This is a genomic window from Sutcliffiella halmapala (assembly GCF_050107295.1).
GTDB classification, from domain to species: Bacteria; Bacillota; Bacilli; order Bacillales; family Bacillaceae_I; genus Sutcliffiella_A; species Sutcliffiella_A halmapala_A.
In genome coordinates, this window is sequence record NZ_JBNIKR010000014.1 from 50,126 (window position 1) to 67,187 (window position 17,062).

Consider the following 17,062-nt stretch of genomic DNA (forward strand, 5'->3'; position numbering starts at 1 on the left):
CCTCCTCTCTGGTTATGAATGTTGTCCACTTACCATAGAGGAGGATATTTTTATGTATAAAACAGAAACGAAGCTAGCGCAAATTGGCAATCGCAGTGAAAAGGCCACCGGCACCGTGAATCCCCCGGTCTATTTCTCGACCGCTTACCGTCATGAAGGAATCGGCCAGTCATCCGGCTATGATTATGTGCGTACCGGAAACCCGACCCGTCAATTGCTCGAGCAGGCAATCGCGGACCTTGAGCATGGCGACCAGGGCTATGCGTGCAGCTCCGGTATGGCAGCAATCCTGACCGTACTTTCCCTTTTCCAATCCGGCGATGAGCTGATTGTCTGCAAGGACCTATACGGTGGGACATATCGTTTGTTTGAAGAAGGCTATAAAAAATGGGGGCTGTGTTGCAAGTATGTGGATACAAGTGATCTATCTTGCATTGAAGAGGCAATCACCCCGCAGACAAAAGCCATTTTTGTAGAATCCCCTACCAATCCCCTGATGGTGGAAACGGATATAGAGGCAGTTGCCCGCTTATCGAAAGCGCATGGACTGCTATTGATCTGTGACAATACGTTTTATACTTCCATTCTTTTAAAGCCAATCGAGCTTGGCGCAGATATTGTGGTGCATAGTGCAACCAAGTATCTTGGTGGCCATAACGATGTGCTTGCAGGACTGATTGTGGCCAAGGGCCGAGAGCTATGTGAATCGCTTGCTCTTTACCACAATGCGGCTGGCGCCGTACTCAGCCCGTTCGATTCCTGGCTGCTCATCCGCGGCATGAAGACGCTCGCCCTCCGGATGGAACGGCATCAAAAAAACGCAACCAAGATTGCCGAATACCTGAAACAGCACGGGGCTGTTACCGATGTACTCTATCCCGGAAAAGGAGGGATGCTTTCCTTCCGCATCAAAGAAGAATTATTGGTGAACCCCTTCCTTCAGAATCTAAATCTCATTACCTTCGCTGAAAGCTTGGGGGGTGTGGAAAGCTTCATCACCTACCCTGCCACACAGACGCATGCCGATATCCCAGAGGAAATCCGATTAAGCACGGGAGTATGCAACCGTCTGCTTCGCTTTTCAGTCGGTATTGAAGATAGTGATGACCTGATCCACGACCTGAACGGTGCATTCGGGCAAGCCGCAAAGACTTCATCCATTTCAAAGGAGGTGCTGTCGTGAGCCATTCCTTCCAAACGAAGCTCCTGCACAACAAGCATAAGGTCGATCCTGTGACTGGCGCGGTGAGTGTACCTATCCAGCACGCGTCCACTTTTCATCAGTTTGATGTCGACCAGTTCGGCAAATACGATTACGGACGCTCCGCGAATCCGACCCGCGAGGCACTTGAAGATACGATTGCCCATCTGGAAGAAGGAACGAGGGGTTTTGCATTTTCCTCCGGGATGGCAGCAATCTCCACTGCTTTTTTGCTCCTGTCGCAAGGGGACCATGTCCTGATTTCAGAGGATGTGTACGGCGGAACCTATCGCATGGTATCCGAGGTACTCTCACGCTACGGCATTCAATTTACGTTTGTCGATATGACTGATCTGAAAAATGTGGAAGCCGCCATTCAGCAAAACACGAAGGTCATATACGTCGAGACCCCTTCCAATCCGCTCCTGAAAGTGACGGATATCGAGGCGGTTGCAAAGCTTGCAAAATCCAATGGTGCATGGACCTTCGTCGACAACACCTTTTTGACACCGGCGCTTCAGAAGCCGCTCACTCTTGGCGCAGACCTTGTGCTCCACAGCGCAACGAAATTCCTATCTGGCCATAGTGATGTCGTGGCGGGGCTTGCCGTTGCACGGGATGAGGAGTTGGCCAAGAAACTCGGCTTTCTGCAAAATTCATTCGGCGCCATCCTTGGGGTACAGGATGCGTGGCTTGTCCTACGTGGTTTGAAAACCCTACATGTCCGGATGGAGCAATCGGTGAAATCGGCAAGCAAGATCGCGGCGTACCTGGAAAAGCACCCGCTCATAAAAAAGGTCTACTACCCTGGGCTCGTCTCCCATAAAGGCTGTGGGCTGCAGCACCGACAGGTCAAGAGCGCAGGCGCCGTTCTTTCCTTTGAATTGGAAAATGAAGAAGCCCTTCGAACCTTCGTCTCCAACGTGGAAATCCCGGTTTTCGCCGTAAGTCTCGGAGCTGTGGAATCGATTCTTTCCTATCCTGCAAAAATGTCCCATGCCGCCATGCCTGAAGCGGAAAGAGCGAAACGAGGTATTTCCAACGCTCTTCTCCGTCTATCAGTTGGACTCGAGGATGAGCAGGACCTGATTGATGATTTTGAAAAAGCATTGCAAGCAACAAGCGTATTAAAAGCAAATGTCAACGGGAGGGTTTACCATGGGAATCTTGGATAGCTTACGAGAGGATAAAATATTGATCGCGGACGGTGCCATGGGAACCCTCCTCTATTCCTACGGCTCGGATTGCTGTTTTGAGGAATTGAACCTCTCCCAGCCCAACCAGATCTACAACATCCATCAGGCCTATCTGAATGCAGGAGCCAATATCATTCAGACCAATACGTATGCAGCCAACTATCACAAGCTCGAGCGCTACGGTCTGCAGGATCAGGTGAAGGAAATCAATGGTGCGGCTGTACGATTGGCAAGAAAGGCGGTCACGAAGCACGATGCGTTTGTGGTAGGGACAATCGGCGGGATCCGGGGCATCAAGCCCCAGGCGACGCCGATCGAAGAAATCAAGCGCACCTTCCGGGAGCAGCTCTACTGCCTGCTGCTTGAAGGAGTCGATGGCATTCTCCTTGAAACCTTTTATGACCTCGAGGAGCTCGAGACCGTCCTTTCCATCGCAAGAAAAGAGACGACGCTTCCTATCATCTCCCAGGTTTCTTTGCAGGAGGTCGGGTTCATGCAAAACCGTGTGCCCATCTCGGAAGCACTCATTCGACTTGAAACGCTTGGAGCGGATATCGTCGGGCTCAATTGCCGGCTTGGGCCATATCATATGCTCTCCACACTCGAGGAGGTCGCCATTCCAAAGCACGCCTACCTTTCCGCTTATCCGAATGCCAGCTTGCCGTCTTATGTGGATGGGAAACTGCACTATGAAAGTGATGCGGATTACTTCACCGAGGCTGCCCTCTCCTTCCGCGATCAGGGCGTGCGGCTCCTTGGTGGCTGCTGCGGGACGACGCCTGCACATATCGAGGCATTTTCCAGTGCACTGAAAGACGCAGCGCCTGTAAGAGAAAAAAGGGTGAAAACAAGGGAAAGAATAACCTTTGTCACCCCACCGGCCAAAAAGACAGCCCCTCCTCTTTTTGAAAAGGCGAAAAAGGAGCAGTCGATCATCGTGGAGCTCGATCCACCAAGAAAGCTGAATACGGACCGCTTCATGCAGGGTGCCCAGGCACTCAAGGATGCAGGAATCGATGCCATCACTTTGGCTGATAATTCCTTGGCCTCCCCTCGCGTCTGCAATACGGCGCTCGGATCCATCGTCAAGTCGGAAATTGGCTTGCGCCCGCTCATTCACATTACCTGTCGTGACCGCAACCTGATCGGCCTCCAATCCCATCTGATGGGCTTGCACCAACTAGGAATCCATGATGTACTGGCTGTAACCGGCGACCCGACCAAGGTCGGCGACTTCCCTGGGGCGTCCTCGGTGTATGATGTGACATCGTTCGGCCTGATCAATATGATTAAACAGTTCAATCAGGGGATTTCCCTTTCCGGGAAGGACCTTGGCGAGCGCACGAGCTTTTCTGTCGGAGCAGCCTTCAATCCGAACGTCCGGGTCATCGACAAAGCCGTGGAGCGGTTGGAAAAGAAAATCGAAAGCGGTGCGGATTACTTCATCAGCCAGCCTGTCTTTTCGGAAGAGAAGCTTTTGGAGGTCTATCACGCAACAAGACATATCGATGCACCGATCTATATCGGCATCATGCCACTGACCAGCAGCCAGAACGCCAATTTCCTTCATCATGAGGTTCCCGGCATCAAGCTGACCAAGGGCATTCTGGAAATCATGGGCAAGCATAAGGATGATCCGAAACAGGCGATCCAGGAAGGATTGACGATTGCAAAAGGATTGCTCGATGCAGCACTGGAGCTTTTCAACGGCATCTATCTCATCACTCCATTCATGCGATACGAGCTGACGGTGGAGCTTGCCACCTACGCAAAAAAATATGGACCGTTCCATTCATCAAGGAGGATACAAAATGTCTAAACCACTCACACTTTTAGAGCAGCAAATGAAACAGAAGATCCTCATCATGGACGGCGCCATGGGAACGATGCTGCAGCAGGCAAGCCTGACGGCCGATGATTTCGGTGGCGAGGATTATGAGGGCTGTAATGAGTATTTGAATATCACGGCCCCGGATGTCATCGAAACCATCCATCTCGAATATTTAAAAGCCGGAGCGGATATCATCGAGACCAATACATTCGGTGGGACCGACCTTGTACTTGATGAATATGTTCTCGGTGCACACGCCTATGAGATTAATAGATTGGGTGCTGAAATTGCCAAGAAAGCGGCTGACCAGATTTCTACAGAAGAATGGCCAAGGTTTGTTGCGGGATCCATCGGTCCGACAACGAAAACGCTGAGCGTTACAGGCGGGACCACATTTGACGCACTTACCAAATCCTTCGAGGAGCAAGCAAGAGGCCTGATTGACGGTGGATCCGACTGTCTTTTAATAGAAACAAGCCAGGATCTGCTTAATGTAAAATGTGCGTTCCTTGGCATTCAACAGGCCTTTGAAGCTACAGGCCGGACACTTCCCATCATCATATCGGGCACAATCGAACCGATGGGAACCACCCTTGCCGGCCAGGCGATTGATGCCTTCTACATTTCCGTTGAGCATATGAAACCTCTTGCAGTCGGGTTGAACTGTGCGACTGGACCAGAATTCATGCAGGATCACATCCGCACACTATCCAGTCTATCAACAAGCGCGGTCAGCTGTTATCCGAATGCTGGGCTGCCGGATGAAGAAGGCCACTACCATGAAACACCGCAATCGCTTGCTGCCAAGCTTGCAGGGTTTGCAGAGCAAGGGTGGCTGAACATCGTTGGTGGTTGCTGCGGGACGACCCCTGACCATATCCGGGCCATTTCGGAAAAGATGAAGGACTATCAGCCGCGCCAGGTGGAAGCTCCGTCGAATCACCGTGTTTCCGGGATTGAGTCCTTTATCTATGACGATCCGACCCTTAGACCGATCATGGTCGGCGAAAGAACGAACGTCATCGGCTCCCGCAAGTTTAAGAGATTGATTGCAGAAAAGAAATACGAAGAAGCTGCAGAAGTTGCACGGGCTCAGGTAAAAGGCGGCGCACACGTCATCGATATTTGTCTCGCTGACCCGGACCGCGATGAGCTCGAGGATATGACCGCTTTTGTACAGGAGGTTGTAAAGAAGGTCAAAGTGCCGCTTGTCATCGACTCCACAGACGAGGCTGTCATTGAAGCGGCGTTGAAATACTCCCAGGGGAAAGCCATCATCAACTCGATCAATCTTGAAGACGGCGAAGAGCGCTTTGAAGCGGTGATCCCGCTTGTCCATAAATATGGTGCAGCGCTCGTGGTCGGAACGATCGATGAAGAGGGCATGGGGGTAACGTCCGCACGTAAGCTCGAGATCGCCAAGCGCTCCTATGACCTTTTGGTGAAAAAGTACAAGGTCTCCCCGACAGACCTGATATTCGACCCACTCGTCTTTCCTGTCGGGACTGGGGATGAGCAGTATATCGGCTCTGCCAATGCAACAGTCGAAGGAATCCGCCTCATCAAGGAGCACTTCCCGCAATGCTTGACCGTCCTTGGCATCAGTAATGTGTCGTTCGGTCTTCCACCTGTCGGACGCGAGGTGCTGAATGCCGTGTATCTCTACCACTGTACACAGGCAGGACTGGACTATGCGCTCGTGAACACAGAAAAGCTCGAGCGTTTTGCCTCGATTCCAAAAGAGGAAGTCGCCATGGCAGAAAGATTGCTCTTTGCGACAACGGACGAAGCGTTAGCAGAATTCACGGACTTCTACCGGGGCAAAAAGAAGGAAGTGAAGTCCACCCTTCCCGACATGCCGCTTGAAGAACGCCTTGCCTATTATGTGGTGGAAGGAACAAAGGAAGGACTGCTTCCGGACCTGGAGCTTGCCCTTTCCGCCTACCCAACTCCACTTGATATCATCAACGGACCTTTGATGAACGGGATGAAGGAAGTAGGACGCCTCTTCAATGACAACCAGTTGATCGTCGCAGAGGTACTACAAAGTGCAGAAGTCATGAAAGCTTCCGTTGCTTATCTTGAGCCGCATATGGAGAAGAATGATGCCTCCTCCTCCAAAGGGAAGATCCTGTTGGCTACAGTCAAAGGGGATGTGCATGATATCGGAAAAAACCTCGTCGACATCATTTTGAGCAATAACGGTTTTGATGTAGTGGACCTTGGAATCAAAGTAACACCGAATGATCTCATCCAGGCGATTCAAAAAGAGAAGCCGGACATTGTCGGCCTATCCGGATTGCTCGTAAAATCGGCACAGCAAATGGTCATCACTGCCCATGACATGAAGCAGGCCGGTATCTCGACCCCGATCATGGTAGGAGGCGCCGCTCTTTCTCGGAAATTCACTGACAATAAAATTTCCAAAGAGTACGAAGGGCTGGTACTATACGCCAAAGACGCGATGAATGGCCTCTCTCTTGCCAACCAACTCCGATCTCCTGAAGAACTTGCAGAGCTGACCCAGGCTCACCAGGAGAAGAAAAGCAAACTAGTCGACGTTCCTTCCATTCCAGCTGAACAGGGGTCCGTTGCAACAGCAGTGAAGGTTCGCTCCAAGGTCTCCCGGGATGTCCGCGTCTTTGAGCCTAGCGATACGAAGCGTCATCTGCTGCGGAACTATTCGATTTCGCATGTGGAGCCGTACATCAATATGCAGATGCTGATCGGGCATCATCTTGGGGTAAAAGGGAAAATCGCCAACCTGATCGCAGAAAAGGACGAACGCACCCTTCAGGTGAAGGCCGTAGTCGATCAGCTCCTGTCGGAAGCGAAGCAGAAAGAGCTGATCACTCCTGCAGCAGTCTATCAATTTTTCCCGGCCCAGTCGGATGACAATACCCTCCTGATCTATCATCCGGAGGATCATACTCAGATTATCGAGAGATTTGAATTTCCGAGACAAGAAAAAGAGCCCTACCTTTGCTTATCCGATTATGTAAGATCAACGGATAGCGGCGTGATGGACTATGTCGGACTTTTTGCCGTCACGGCAGGAAGAGGCATACGGGAGCTCGCTTCCACCTATAAAAAAGAAGGGCGTTTCCTTGAAAGTCATGCACTTCAGGCACTTGCTCTCGAAACCGCAGAAGGGCTGGCCGAACTGGTCCACCAGCAGATGCGCGATCGCTTTGGCTTTCCCGATCCAGTAAGCTTCACCATGAAAGAACGTTTCGCCGCCAAATACCAGGGCCAGCGCTTCTCTTTTGGTTACCCGGCCTGTCCGAATCTGGATGATCAGGAAAAGCTATTCAAGCTGATCGGACCAGAGGATATTGGCATCGAACTGACGGATGGTTGCATGATGGAACCGGAAGCATCGGTATCCGCCATTGTATTCGCCCATCCGGAGGCAAGATATTTTAACGTATTATAAACAATAATTCTTATGCCTGCTGACTACTTTATCAGTAGGCTTTTTTCTTGTAAGCATGCTATATTGAAAATGTACAGAAAAATAAGAATTTTAACGAGGAGGCTTTAACAATGAATGTAAAAGAAGTGTTTCTCGAGCAGTTAAGCGCATGCCACAACCAGAACGCGTGGTTCGTTTCCCTGCACCACGCCATCAAAGACCTATCAACCGAACAAGCATCATGGAAACTGAATGATTCCTCTAACTCCATCTGGGAGATTGTCAATCACTTAAACTACTACAACGAAAGATACCTCTTACGATTACAGGGAGAAGACATTCCAAAAGGAGTCCACACGAACGATTATACTTTTCAACCAATAGAAACCGATTGGAAAACAGCTGTCGACCGCATGAACACCATCCTTTCAGATTGGAGCCGAGCCCTTGAGAACTGTGATGAGGCAGCACTGAACAAATGGGTCGGGGACATCACCCAGCTTACCATCCATAACGCCTACCATATCGGGCAGATTGTCCATATCAGGAAGCAGCAGGAAGCGTGGGATCCGAGTCAGGGTGTGCATTGATTGTTTTGGTTTGAGGAGGGCTTTGCTGATAGAACAATGGAATCAACACGCCTAGCATGGCACTCTTCCCCAGAAAAAAAGGCAGTGCAAAATCCACTGCCTTTATCATCAAAATCAATCCGCCCTCCGCTCCATCAGATTCAGCCCTATCCCCATGAACAGCACTCCCATGCAGAACAGCACCGATGCAGGAAGAAGGAATTGACCCAAGGACCAATCCAGGATGGTCGCGCCTTTCAGCATATCCATCCCGTACTTGATCGGGACAAGTTTGGACAGGGTGATCAGTATCTCGGATTGTACAATCTCCAGCGGCCAATAGGCTCCCCCGATCATCGCCATGCTGACGGCGATAAGCGGAATGATGGCATCGAGCTGGCGGGGGTTGGTCACGAGCCCACTGATCAATACTCCCAATGACACAAGCGCAAACAGATAAGGTATCACCGCAATCAGTACAAACGGATAGCCTCCGTACAAATCCACTCCTATTACAAATTCAAAGAAAGTGTAAATCAGAACAAGCTGCGCATACCCCAGCAGGAAACTGAATGCGAGATGCCCCAAATAAATCTGTGACTTGGAAAGCGGGGAAAGAATCAACCTGTTCCACAATCCATTCTGTTTTTGCTGTAAGATTGTGCTTACGGTAAAAGAAACCGTAAAGATGACGAAGAACAGGGAAAATCCGAATAAGGACTGAATGGAAGAATCATAGATAAAATCATCCTCCTGGAAGGACTTCGTGCTCACCGCATAGAGATCCTTATTGGAAGCGACCAGCTCCTTTAACTCCCCTACACTTTTTTCAAACGCCACTGAAGTCTCTTTCAACACCGCTTCTGTTTGCAAAACATTCCTGACATGTGCCTCCACAATCGAGATGTTCGCTGATTCTGCGGCAGTATAGATGGTATACTCCCCCTCTTCCAATTGAACGGCCATGTCTATTGCATTTCGTTCTATTTTTTCCACCAATTGCTTCTGGTCTTCTAGTTGGAAAACCATGCTTTCCTCTTTATTTAATTCCTCCAAGAGTGAGTTTGCCTCCTCTTGGGAGAGATTTTCCGTAAAAACCGGGACTTCCATTACAGAGGTCCGATTAACCTGGCCGGTTGCCACCGCAAATATCACTGTCAATACGATCATCCCAAGTACCGCGAATGGCTGACGCAGAAGATGGCGAATATGAAGCCATAGTATCGAGCGCATTTATCCTAACCTCCTTTTCGGGAACAGGGACACTGCAAGAACCAATAACAGTACTGCAGTCACACCTAAAGTGAGGAGCGGGTTCATGAGATCTCCAAGTGTTGCACCTTGCATAGCTTGAAGGTAACCCTGCAGTGCAGCACCATTTGGTGTGTAAGACCCTATTTTCCACATAACTTCCGATACATCATGCCACGGGATGAAACTGCCTCCCAAAAAAGCAAGGATGCTGACTAGAAAACCTGAAAACATGGTGGAGATCCGCTCTGTTTCAAAACGATAGTTCAGGGCCGTGATCAGGACCGCGAACGAGCCGATCACACAGCTGAACAAAAGCGTAATCAGCAGAAAATGAGCCACGTTCGGCCAATAAACCTTATACAAGAGTGCACTCAAACCAAAAAGCACACAAAGCTGAAAAAATACTACGAGTACCGCAGAAATCCATTTACTTGCCCCATACAACCATGGGGGCGCGTTTGCCAACAAGATCCGATCATACACAAAGGTCCTCTTTTCATGATAAGCATAACCTGCAACAAAGGAGACGACATACAGAGCAAACATCACACTCATCCCTACCGCAAAATAATCGAAGGAACCTATAGGCTCTTTCCCATCCAAGGTAACCTTTTCACCTTGGATTTCCTCCGCAAAAGTTGCAAAATCAGGCGGAATTTGACCTGACATTTGCGCATCCTTATTCAGCGCCGTAAACAAGCGCATCTGACTAGTGAAATTTTCTATCAGGTCGGAAATCACATTTGCTTCCAGGCCACGTTCCTCATTCAGAAAAAGCTCAAACTCTCTGTTTGCTTCTTCTTCGGCATCGAAAAATTGCCTCTTCCACATTTCATAGCGATAATTTTTTGGAAAAGACAGCACGGCCGCATATTTCTCCTTCTCGAGTGTTTCGGAGAGCGATTTTTCTTTCGTGACGCTCAAAAGCTCCGTCAGTTCCTCTTTCATGACCTTATCTACCAGAATCTCCGGCAGCGACGACTGCTTCGCCGCCTCTTTTATCTGCATTTGCGCCGCTTCCGGTATGTTCTGACCGGTCATCCATTCCCCGAGCAGCTGAAGATCTTCAGCTACATCCCCCTGGTCCACCACAGCCACCGCAATATCAAGCTTCGTTTCTTGGTTCGTCACCCCTCCAAGTGCAAAGCCGAGGATCGTGATCAGGATAAACGGCATCGCCACCAGGATCAACACTTCTTTTTTATCCCTTAATAGATGCAGGAGGTCTTTTTTAATAAAAGCTAACAGCATTGTCCATCCCTCCTAATCCCTTAATGTTCTGCCTGTCAGATGAAGAAACACGTCCTCGAGCGATGGAGCCTGGATCTGTATCCCTTTTAAGGTGGTTCCGCTTTGGTTCGCTATCGAAAATACGTCCTCAAGCAGATTGATTTCCTTTGGAGCAAGCAGGATGACTTTATGTTCCGTCGTGGTGACCCTCGATATGGCCGGGTGCGCCTGCAGCCTCTGAAGGAAATTCTCCTTCACCACTTCCACCTCGACTTCAATCGAGTGCTCGGAGGAGAGGATATTCTTCACTTCCTCATTCGACCCGGAAGCAATCACTTCCCCGCGGTCCATGATGTACAGCCGTCTGCAGAGGAACTCCACCTCTTCCATGTAATGACTGGTATAAAGCACGGTAATGCCTTTTTCCTCATTCAGTTTTTTGACTGTCTCTAGGATGTAGTTGCGTGACTGCGGGTCGATTCCCACCGTCGGTTCATCCATAATGAGCAGCTCCGGTTCATGCAACAGGGCAACGGCAATATTCAGCCTTCTTTTCATCCCGCCGGAAAAGTTTTTGACAAGCTCCTTTTGGCGATGCTCCAGGCCGACAAGTGTCAGCACCTCTTCTATCCGATTCTTTAGCTCCCGCTTAGGTAGCTTATATACCTTCCCGAAAAACTCCATATTCTCCCTTGCCGTCAGGTCCGGAAAAACCGCAATATCCTGCGGCACCACACCAAGTATCTCCCGCAAATGCTTCGGCTGCTCTTTCACACTTTCCCCTTTGAGCAGCACATCCCCTGTCGTCGGCTTAACCAGGGACGACAACATCGAGATTGTCGTCGATTTTCCTGCTCCATTCGGGCCAAGCAGTCCCACCGTCTCGCCTTTTTCCAAATATAAGTTCACGCCCTTGACCGCCTGCGTGTTTTTAAAGGTTTTTGTTAAATTGATCGCTTCTAACATCTGATAGCCCCCTTTGATACTCTTATCTTACTATCGGCTGATGGCGTGCTAACCTGTAAAAAGTCATTAGATGCTGCTTGCGGGGGTGACTTAAGTCATTTTTTATGTAATTGTTTGTTTTGGGCTTGATGGAAGCAGGTAATCAGGGGTTTTCTTTTTACTGCGGCGGCGGGTGCGCGGGAATCGGTCCAAAACAAGCATTAATCTGTCCAAATGGTGCATTTATCGATCCAAAAATGGAAGTTATCGGTCCAAAACGTTGCATAATCGATCCAAAACCTCTACCAATCGATCAACTTTACATTTCCTTCCAATAACCACGCCTAATTCAACGCCGATGCACAAAGTATCAAGCGCAAAAAAACACCGGAGTGCAACACATCACACTACACTCCGGTGTTCCCATATGAGCCGCCAACCGTACACGAGACACCCATCATACCAATCCATTACGAATCGCATAAATGGCCAGCTGGGTCCGATCTCGTAACCCGAGCTTCTGCAAAATGACGGTCACATGATTTTTCACGGTTCCTATCGATAGATGCAGCATTTCCGCTATTTCCTGATTGTTCTTCCCATCTCCGACCAGCTGCAGGATCGAGCGCTCCCGACTTGTCAGTTGCGTCAAGTCCTCCTGCGGCACCTTTGGCCTGATCAACCTTGGCACCACTTTTCCTGCAACCGAAGCATCAATGGAAATCCCACCATCCAGCACGCTTTCAATCGAAGCTATCAAGCTCGCCGCATCCGCATCCTTCAACAGATAGCCCATTGCCCCAAGCTTCAGTGCCTCCATCGCATACTCTTCATCCGCAAACGTGGTAAGAATAAGGATTTTCGCATGAGGATTTCTGCTTTTTATCCGCTTGGTCGCCTCGATTCCCGTCATCCCCGGCATCCTTACATCCATCAGCACCAAATCGATGACATGCTTGTCAAACGCCTCCACAGCTTCCTTGCCATTTGCAGCCTCTGCAGCCACTTTGAAATCGGCGTGCTGCTCGATCATCATTTTGATGCCTTGTCTGACAAGCGCCTGATCCTCTGCCAGTAAAATATGTATCATTTATGTATCCCCCTTCAGAGGAAAAATCCCTTTGATCGTAAAATCCCCATCTGTGACTACACGCACTATCCGGCCTTGGAGCGCCTCCAATCGTTTGCGCATATTCTTGATCCCGAAACCTTCCACAATTTGAAGCGGTCCATCGATTTTATTCACGACAGCAATCTGAAGGCTATGCTCCCCGATAATCTCCAATGTCACGGCAATTTCCCGCGAGCTCCCATGCCGCATCGCATTGGTCAATCCTTCCTGGACAAACCGGTAGATGGCAATATTCTGTTCATTTGTCAGCGGAACAGACAGCACGCCAGTTTTGGTTGTCAGCTGGACCCGCATCCGGCTTTCCGCCTCAAGCTTACGGATCAGGTGAATCACAGACGCAATCCCCTTCTCCTCTTCACCCTGCAATGCCTTCACCGCTTTTCTCATACCGTCCAGGCTTTCCCTAGCCAACTGCTTGGACTGTGCAAGAATTCCGCTCACATCCTCCGACTCCTTGGCAGACTGCTCCGCCACAGCAAGCTGCATCATCAGCGCCGTCAGCTGGTGCCCGACCGAATCATGAATATCCCTCGCAATCCGGTTCCGCTCCTCGACCCTTGCCACTTCCTCGTTCTCCGCCACCTGTCTTTTCAATAAGCGGTATTCCACCAAGAGGGCCTTCCACTCTTTATCTATTTTTTCGTTATCACTATAATAGGCTTGTAAAAGAGCCCCCAGCCCTATTAAAAGCAAGCTCAACATCGCATGAAATAGGCCCAGATCAGGCTGATCCAAATGGAAAAACACTGTTGAAAAAGGAAGCAGAACCGCAAGCAGGCCACTTATTTTGGATCTCGCAACCATGCCATCTACGATTAAAAAATAGAAGAGGAGCCAAGGGAGGAAAGCGGAAGGCTCCAGAACAAATATCTGCAAAACCGCAAGCAATGAGCTGCCAAGCGCATAGGCGGCCCATCTCCATTTCCATAATGGCAAAGTGAAATAGATTGCCAGAAAAGCCCCGGCTATAACGAGATAAGCAGGTAATGTCTCTTGGGAAAGAGTTTGATAGATCGGGATAAGCAGCAAGCACGTACAGATGAATGCAAGCTTCGCCCATAAAAGGATGCTACGCATAGGATTCACCTATAACCATCTCTATTCTCCCCTTTTAAACAAACGTTTGATTAACCGATCGCCCTCTTTATTTTTTTCATCGCCTGGTCGCTGGCTCTGTTGGAAAAGTGTTCTTCAAGTTCCCGCTTTGCCGCTTCCTTTTCCATCTTCAGCACTTCAATATTGTGCTTCTTCATCCATGCACCCATCGTTTCATAGGACGTGCTGCTCCAGCCGTTCTTCTCACCATTCCCATCATGCTTTTCCTTTGTACCTGACACCACAATATCCAGGCTTCCCTGCAGCTCCAATAAAGCCTGATCAAATGCCTTCTTTTTCTCCTTGTCCTTCATGCCCGCCTTCACCCGCAGCACCCTTGTATCGATTCCTTCCTCTTCTGAAATGATGGAATTTAGAATCAGCGCTTCCTTTGAGATGTTACCAGATTCATATCTATCCTTTACCGATCGGCTACTGCCAAGCGTCGCCACCATCAAAGGCAAAAGCCCCCTTGAGATAAACACTGCCTTCTTTTTCATGAACTTCCCGTAGGCAGCCACTCCCTCTGCAGCGAATCGGGTGCGCCATTTCCATGGATCTTGCGCTGTATCCGTGTACCAATTCTCTTTTTCCGTCACCCCACCTAAGGAAGGATAATCTTCAAACAGTCGTGCAAGCGGCAGTAATCCCCACTCATTTATTACGTCCACGGCTTCTTCATATGTATGAATAATAGGTTGTCCCATTCTAACGCCTCCTTTATTTTCCTTTTCCCTATAGACATATTTCTACAAAAAGAAGGGAGAGTCCTGCCACAGTCTTAATCAACGTTTGTTTAAGCGTTTAATGATGATGATTCTCTTCTGATGCAGGCCTCTTCCCTATGTCATCACTTAAGTGTAATCCGTAAACCAAATATCCTCCAAAAAGAAGCAGAGCCACGATCGGCTTCCATATCCACGCCACCTTTACTTTTTCTTTTTCCGAACGCAGAACGAAACCCAACATTATTGAACAGCAACACAACATCAGGAGTACCATCAGCATCGTCGCAGCTTCAGAAACGGCGAGCATCTCCCCAAGCATCGCTCCCATCATTCCGCCCATCAGCCCGGACATTGCCCCCTCCACTGTCGCGAGCAAACCGAAAAAGGCACCACAAAGTATGCCGGCCGTTACTCCGAGCAGCATGGAAATAATGGTCGATTCAAATAAATTACCTTTAAAAACGGCACCAGCAAGCACTCCAATCGTCAGCCCAATGGACATAGCTGACCCCATCGCCAGCACCATCCGCTGCATCGACCCCATTCTTCCTTTCTCTTTTATTGAAAAGACTAGGACCATCACGATAAACATACAGATGGAAAAAAGTATATATAGAAAAAAACCGTCCACGTTATCCCTCCTTACTTCACTTTATTCGGTACGCATATTGGACATGCATGTCAGGGTTTCTTTTTCCAATCTATTGTAAAAAGTACGTTTTATCTGATTGGTGAGGGGTAGAGGTATTAGGAAAGCAACTAACAAAGGAGAGATTTTTGATGAGCAAAGAACAATACGAAGCATGTATCCAAGCATGCCTGGAATGTCTGGAAGCATGTAATTCCTGTTTTGATGCTTGCTTGAATGAAGACGATGTAAAAATGATGGCAGGCTGTATCCGCTTGGACCGGGAGTGTGCGGATATATGCAGCCTTGCAGTGAAAGCGATGCAGACCAACAGCCCTTTTGTCAGTCAGATCTGCCAGCTTTGCGCGGAAATCTGTGAAGCGTGCGGGAATGAATGCAAGCAGCATGATCATGATCACTGCCAGAAGTGTGCAGAGACTTGCTTCAGATGTGCCGATGCTTGTAGAGGGATGGCTTCATAATCTCATCTTTAGAAGGAGCCTGAATGAATAGGCTCTTTTTCTTCCCCAAACTCCTGTAAATATCACTACCTCTGTATCTCATTCCGTATCGTTAGAACTTTTTCGCAAAGATTGCGGAATTTCCTACTGACACCATACCCGCTCTAAAAATATATATTTTTCCATTTATACCTTGCATTACAAGATAGCTCCGCATATAATAATGGTATCAGGCAATGCAAGGTAGCTGATACATGCAGGGTAGTACCTTGCAATTTACCGAATTTTTTTACGCAGCTACCTTGCATAACAAAGTACCAATGATGAGGTGAAAATATGGCAGCAAGAAGCCAGCTATTAAAAGGGATTTTGGATGCATGTGTGATGTCCATCGTCGAGGAGCAGGCCGTATATGGATACGAGCTATCACAGAGACTCCAGAAAGTCGGGCTGCCGGATATCAGCGAGGGGACCATCTACCCTGTTCTGCTCAGGCTGCAGAAAAACGGCTTCATACGAGGGGAAATGCAGCCTTCCGCATCCGGTCCCAACAGAAAATACTACTATCTGACAGACAGCGGAAAAGAAGAGCTCGACAGAATAGCTAACGAATGGATGTTGATTGCGGGGCCAGTAAGCAAACTACTGCAAAGAGGGGAAAACGATGCTTAAAACAAACACTACTAAATCCTATATTGAGGAAAACAATGAAAAACGAGAGCTTTTGAACAAAGAAAATCTAAAGCTGTATGAAGACTTCTTACTGTACATCCGAACAGACCTCCGAATTGCAGAACGCGAAGGAGAAGAGCTGTTGCTTGAGCTACTTGATCATCTCTTGATAGCTCAGCAGGAAGGAAAATCCGCATCCATCCTTTTCGGCGACGACCCTAAGGCTTATGCGGAAGAACTGATATCAGGCCTTCCAAGCGAGAAGAAACGCAAGGCCATCCCTTTCATTCTTTCCCAGGTTGCAAGCTCCTTAGCCTGGTTCGGTCTCATCCTTGGGTTGATTCATTTGATTTTGCCAAGATTTGTTGAGGTTCGGGATGCAATCTCCCTTGGTAATATGATGATTCTTGCTGTGGCAGTCATCATGTTTTCCGGTCTTGGTGTCAATGTCATTTTCAAGCTTTTGCGTTCCACTCTATTCAAAGAGAAAAAAGAAAAGCGCAGTGCATACTGGAAGGCCGGACTTTTTGGAGCTGCGGGAATGGCCTTTATTATGCTGGTTACCTGGCTCGCTCCTGACTTCGGGCCAAACCTTGACTTGGAATGGTGGGTGTACCTTGGGATGGGTGGAGTGTTCTTTCTGATAAGTAAATTGCTTCAACGGATATCAAATTAATCTATTATCTATAGCGCAAAAGAGCTATC

The 17,062-nt window shown here is 48.8% G+C and carries 15 protein-coding genes; 8 read left to right on the top strand and 7 right to left on the bottom strand.

Translation table 11 applies throughout. The annotated features are described in order from the left end of the window. The first annotated feature begins 52 nt into the window (after positions 1-52). From ACQCT5_RS19635 to ACQCT5_RS19655, 5 genes are all read left to right on the top strand, one after another. Positions 53-1,183, top strand: a complete 1,131-nt coding sequence (locus ACQCT5_RS19635) for a methionine biosynthesis PLP-dependent protein (RefSeq protein ID WP_499644397.1) — start codon at positions 53-55, stop codon at positions 1,181-1,183. Further along, entirely contained in the window at positions 1,180-2,376 is a 1,197-nt protein-coding gene (gene metC / locus ACQCT5_RS19640) for a cystathionine beta-lyase (RefSeq protein WP_499644399.1), read from the top strand. Before ACQCT5_RS19635 ends, metC begins: the two co-directional genes overlap by 4 nt. Then, positions 2,360-4,216, top strand: a complete 1,857-nt coding sequence (locus ACQCT5_RS19645) for a bifunctional homocysteine S-methyltransferase/methylenetetrahydrofolate reductase (RefSeq protein WP_499644401.1) — start codon at positions 2,360-2,362, stop codon at positions 4,214-4,216. Before metC ends, ACQCT5_RS19645 begins: the two co-directional genes overlap by 17 nt. Further along, positions 4,209-7,664, top strand: a complete 3,456-nt coding sequence (metH, locus tag ACQCT5_RS19650) for a methionine synthase (protein WP_499644403.1) — start codon at positions 4,209-4,211, stop codon at positions 7,662-7,664. Before ACQCT5_RS19645 ends, metH begins: the two co-directional genes overlap by 8 nt. A gap of 110 nt (positions 7,665-7,774) precedes the next feature. Continuing rightward, a complete protein-coding gene (locus tag ACQCT5_RS19655) occupies positions 7,775-8,233 on the top strand; it encodes a DinB family protein (RefSeq protein ID WP_499644405.1) in 459 nt (152 codons plus the stop codon). 114 nt (positions 8,234-8,347) lie between these two features. Here the strand turns inward: ACQCT5_RS19655 and ACQCT5_RS19660 are convergent, their stop codons facing one another. From ACQCT5_RS19660 to ACQCT5_RS19690, 7 genes are all read right to left on the bottom strand, one after another. Continuing rightward, on the bottom strand, positions 8,348-9,445 hold the full coding sequence (locus ACQCT5_RS19660) for an ABC transporter permease (protein ID WP_499644407.1): 1,098 nt from the start codon (positions 9,443-9,445) through the stop codon (positions 8,348-8,350). Beyond that, the gene (locus tag ACQCT5_RS19665; RefSeq protein WP_499644409.1) at positions 9,446-10,717 is read right to left on the bottom strand and encodes an ABC transporter permease; all 1,272 of its coding nucleotides are present in this window, start codon (positions 10,715-10,717) and stop codon (positions 9,446-9,448) included. It abuts the gene before it with no gap. A 12-nt stretch (positions 10,718-10,729) separates the two neighbouring features. Next, positions 10,730-11,662 (bottom strand): ABC transporter ATP-binding protein, encoded by a 933-nt coding sequence (locus ACQCT5_RS19670; protein WP_499644411.1) that lies wholly within the window; start codon positions 11,660-11,662, stop codon positions 10,730-10,732. A gap of 436 nt (positions 11,663-12,098) precedes the next feature. Continuing rightward, positions 12,099-12,731, bottom strand: a complete 633-nt coding sequence (locus ACQCT5_RS19675; RefSeq protein WP_499644413.1) for a response regulator transcription factor — start codon at positions 12,729-12,731, stop codon at positions 12,099-12,101. Next, positions 12,732-13,850: a sensor histidine kinase gene (locus ACQCT5_RS19680; protein WP_499644415.1), complete on the bottom strand. Its 1,119-nt coding sequence runs from the start codon at positions 13,848-13,850 to the stop codon at positions 12,732-12,734. 50 nt (positions 13,851-13,900) lie between these two features. Further along, positions 13,901-14,575, bottom strand: a complete 675-nt coding sequence (locus tag ACQCT5_RS19685) for an AlkZ-related protein (protein ID WP_499644417.1) — start codon at positions 14,573-14,575, stop codon at positions 13,901-13,903. Positions 14,576-14,672: 97 nt separating this feature from the next. Beyond that, complete coding sequence (locus tag ACQCT5_RS19690) at positions 14,673-15,227, bottom strand: hypothetical protein (RefSeq protein ID WP_499644419.1); 555 nt, start codon at positions 15,225-15,227, stop codon at positions 14,673-14,675. A 149-nt stretch (positions 15,228-15,376) separates the two neighbouring features. Here ACQCT5_RS19690 and ACQCT5_RS19695 point away from each other — a divergent pair, with 149 nt between their 5' ends. From ACQCT5_RS19695 to ACQCT5_RS19705, 3 genes are all read left to right on the top strand, one after another. Next, a complete protein-coding gene (locus tag ACQCT5_RS19695) occupies positions 15,377-15,706 on the top strand; it encodes a four-helix bundle copper-binding protein (protein WP_499644421.1) in 330 nt (109 codons plus the stop codon). Between the two features lie 315 nt (positions 15,707-16,021). Further along, positions 16,022-16,357, top strand: coding sequence for a PadR family transcriptional regulator (locus ACQCT5_RS19700; protein ID WP_499644423.1), 336 nt, complete (start codon positions 16,022-16,024; stop codon positions 16,355-16,357). Beyond that, positions 16,350-17,033 carry a DUF1129 family protein gene (locus tag ACQCT5_RS19705; protein ID WP_499644425.1) on the top strand — a complete coding sequence of 228 codons (684 nt, stop codon included), beginning with the start codon at positions 16,350-16,352 and terminating at the stop codon, positions 17,031-17,033. Before ACQCT5_RS19700 ends, ACQCT5_RS19705 begins: the two co-directional genes overlap by 8 nt. The last annotated feature ends 29 nt before the right edge of the window (positions 17,034-17,062 follow it).

Bases quoted from the DNA above. Each gene is read 5' to 3' on its own strand.
- ACQCT5_RS19700 (WP_499644423.1), top strand. From the start codon at position 16,022: ATGGCAGCAAGAAGCCAGCTATTAAAAGGGATTTTGGATGCATGTGTG.
- ACQCT5_RS19655 (WP_499644405.1), top strand. From the start codon at position 7,775: ATGAATGTAAAAGAAGTGTTTCTCGAGCAGTTAAGCGCATGCCACAAC.
- ACQCT5_RS19670 (WP_499644411.1), bottom strand. From the start codon at position 11,662: ATGTTAGAAGCGATCAATTTAACAAAAACCTTTAAAAACACGCAGGCG.
- ACQCT5_RS19645 (WP_499644401.1), top strand. From the start codon at position 2,360: ATGGGAATCTTGGATAGCTTACGAGAGGATAAAATATTGATCGCGGAC.
- ACQCT5_RS19660 (WP_499644407.1), bottom strand. From the start codon at position 9,445: ATGCGCTCGATACTATGGCTTCATATTCGCCATCTTCTGCGTCAGCCA.
- metH (WP_499644403.1), top strand. From the start codon at position 4,209: ATGTCTAAACCACTCACACTTTTAGAGCAGCAAATGAAACAGAAGATC.
- ACQCT5_RS19695 (WP_499644421.1), top strand. From the start codon at position 15,377: ATGAGCAAAGAACAATACGAAGCATGTATCCAAGCATGCCTGGAATGT.
- ACQCT5_RS19705 (WP_499644425.1), top strand. From the start codon at position 16,350: ATGCTTAAAACAAACACTACTAAATCCTATATTGAGGAAAACAATGAA.
- ACQCT5_RS19685 (WP_499644417.1), bottom strand. From the start codon at position 14,575: ATGGGACAACCTATTATTCATACATATGAAGAAGCCGTGGACGTAATA.
- ACQCT5_RS19635 (WP_499644397.1), top strand. From the start codon at position 53: ATGTATAAAACAGAAACGAAGCTAGCGCAAATTGGCAATCGCAGTGAA.
- ACQCT5_RS19675 (WP_499644413.1), bottom strand. From the start codon at position 12,731: ATGATACATATTTTACTGGCAGAGGATCAGGCGCTTGTCAGACAAGGC.
- ACQCT5_RS19680 (WP_499644415.1), bottom strand. From the start codon at position 13,850: ATGCGTAGCATCCTTTTATGGGCGAAGCTTGCATTCATCTGTACGTGC.
- ACQCT5_RS19665 (WP_499644409.1), bottom strand. From the start codon at position 10,717: ATGCTGTTAGCTTTTATTAAAAAAGACCTCCTGCATCTATTAAGGGAT.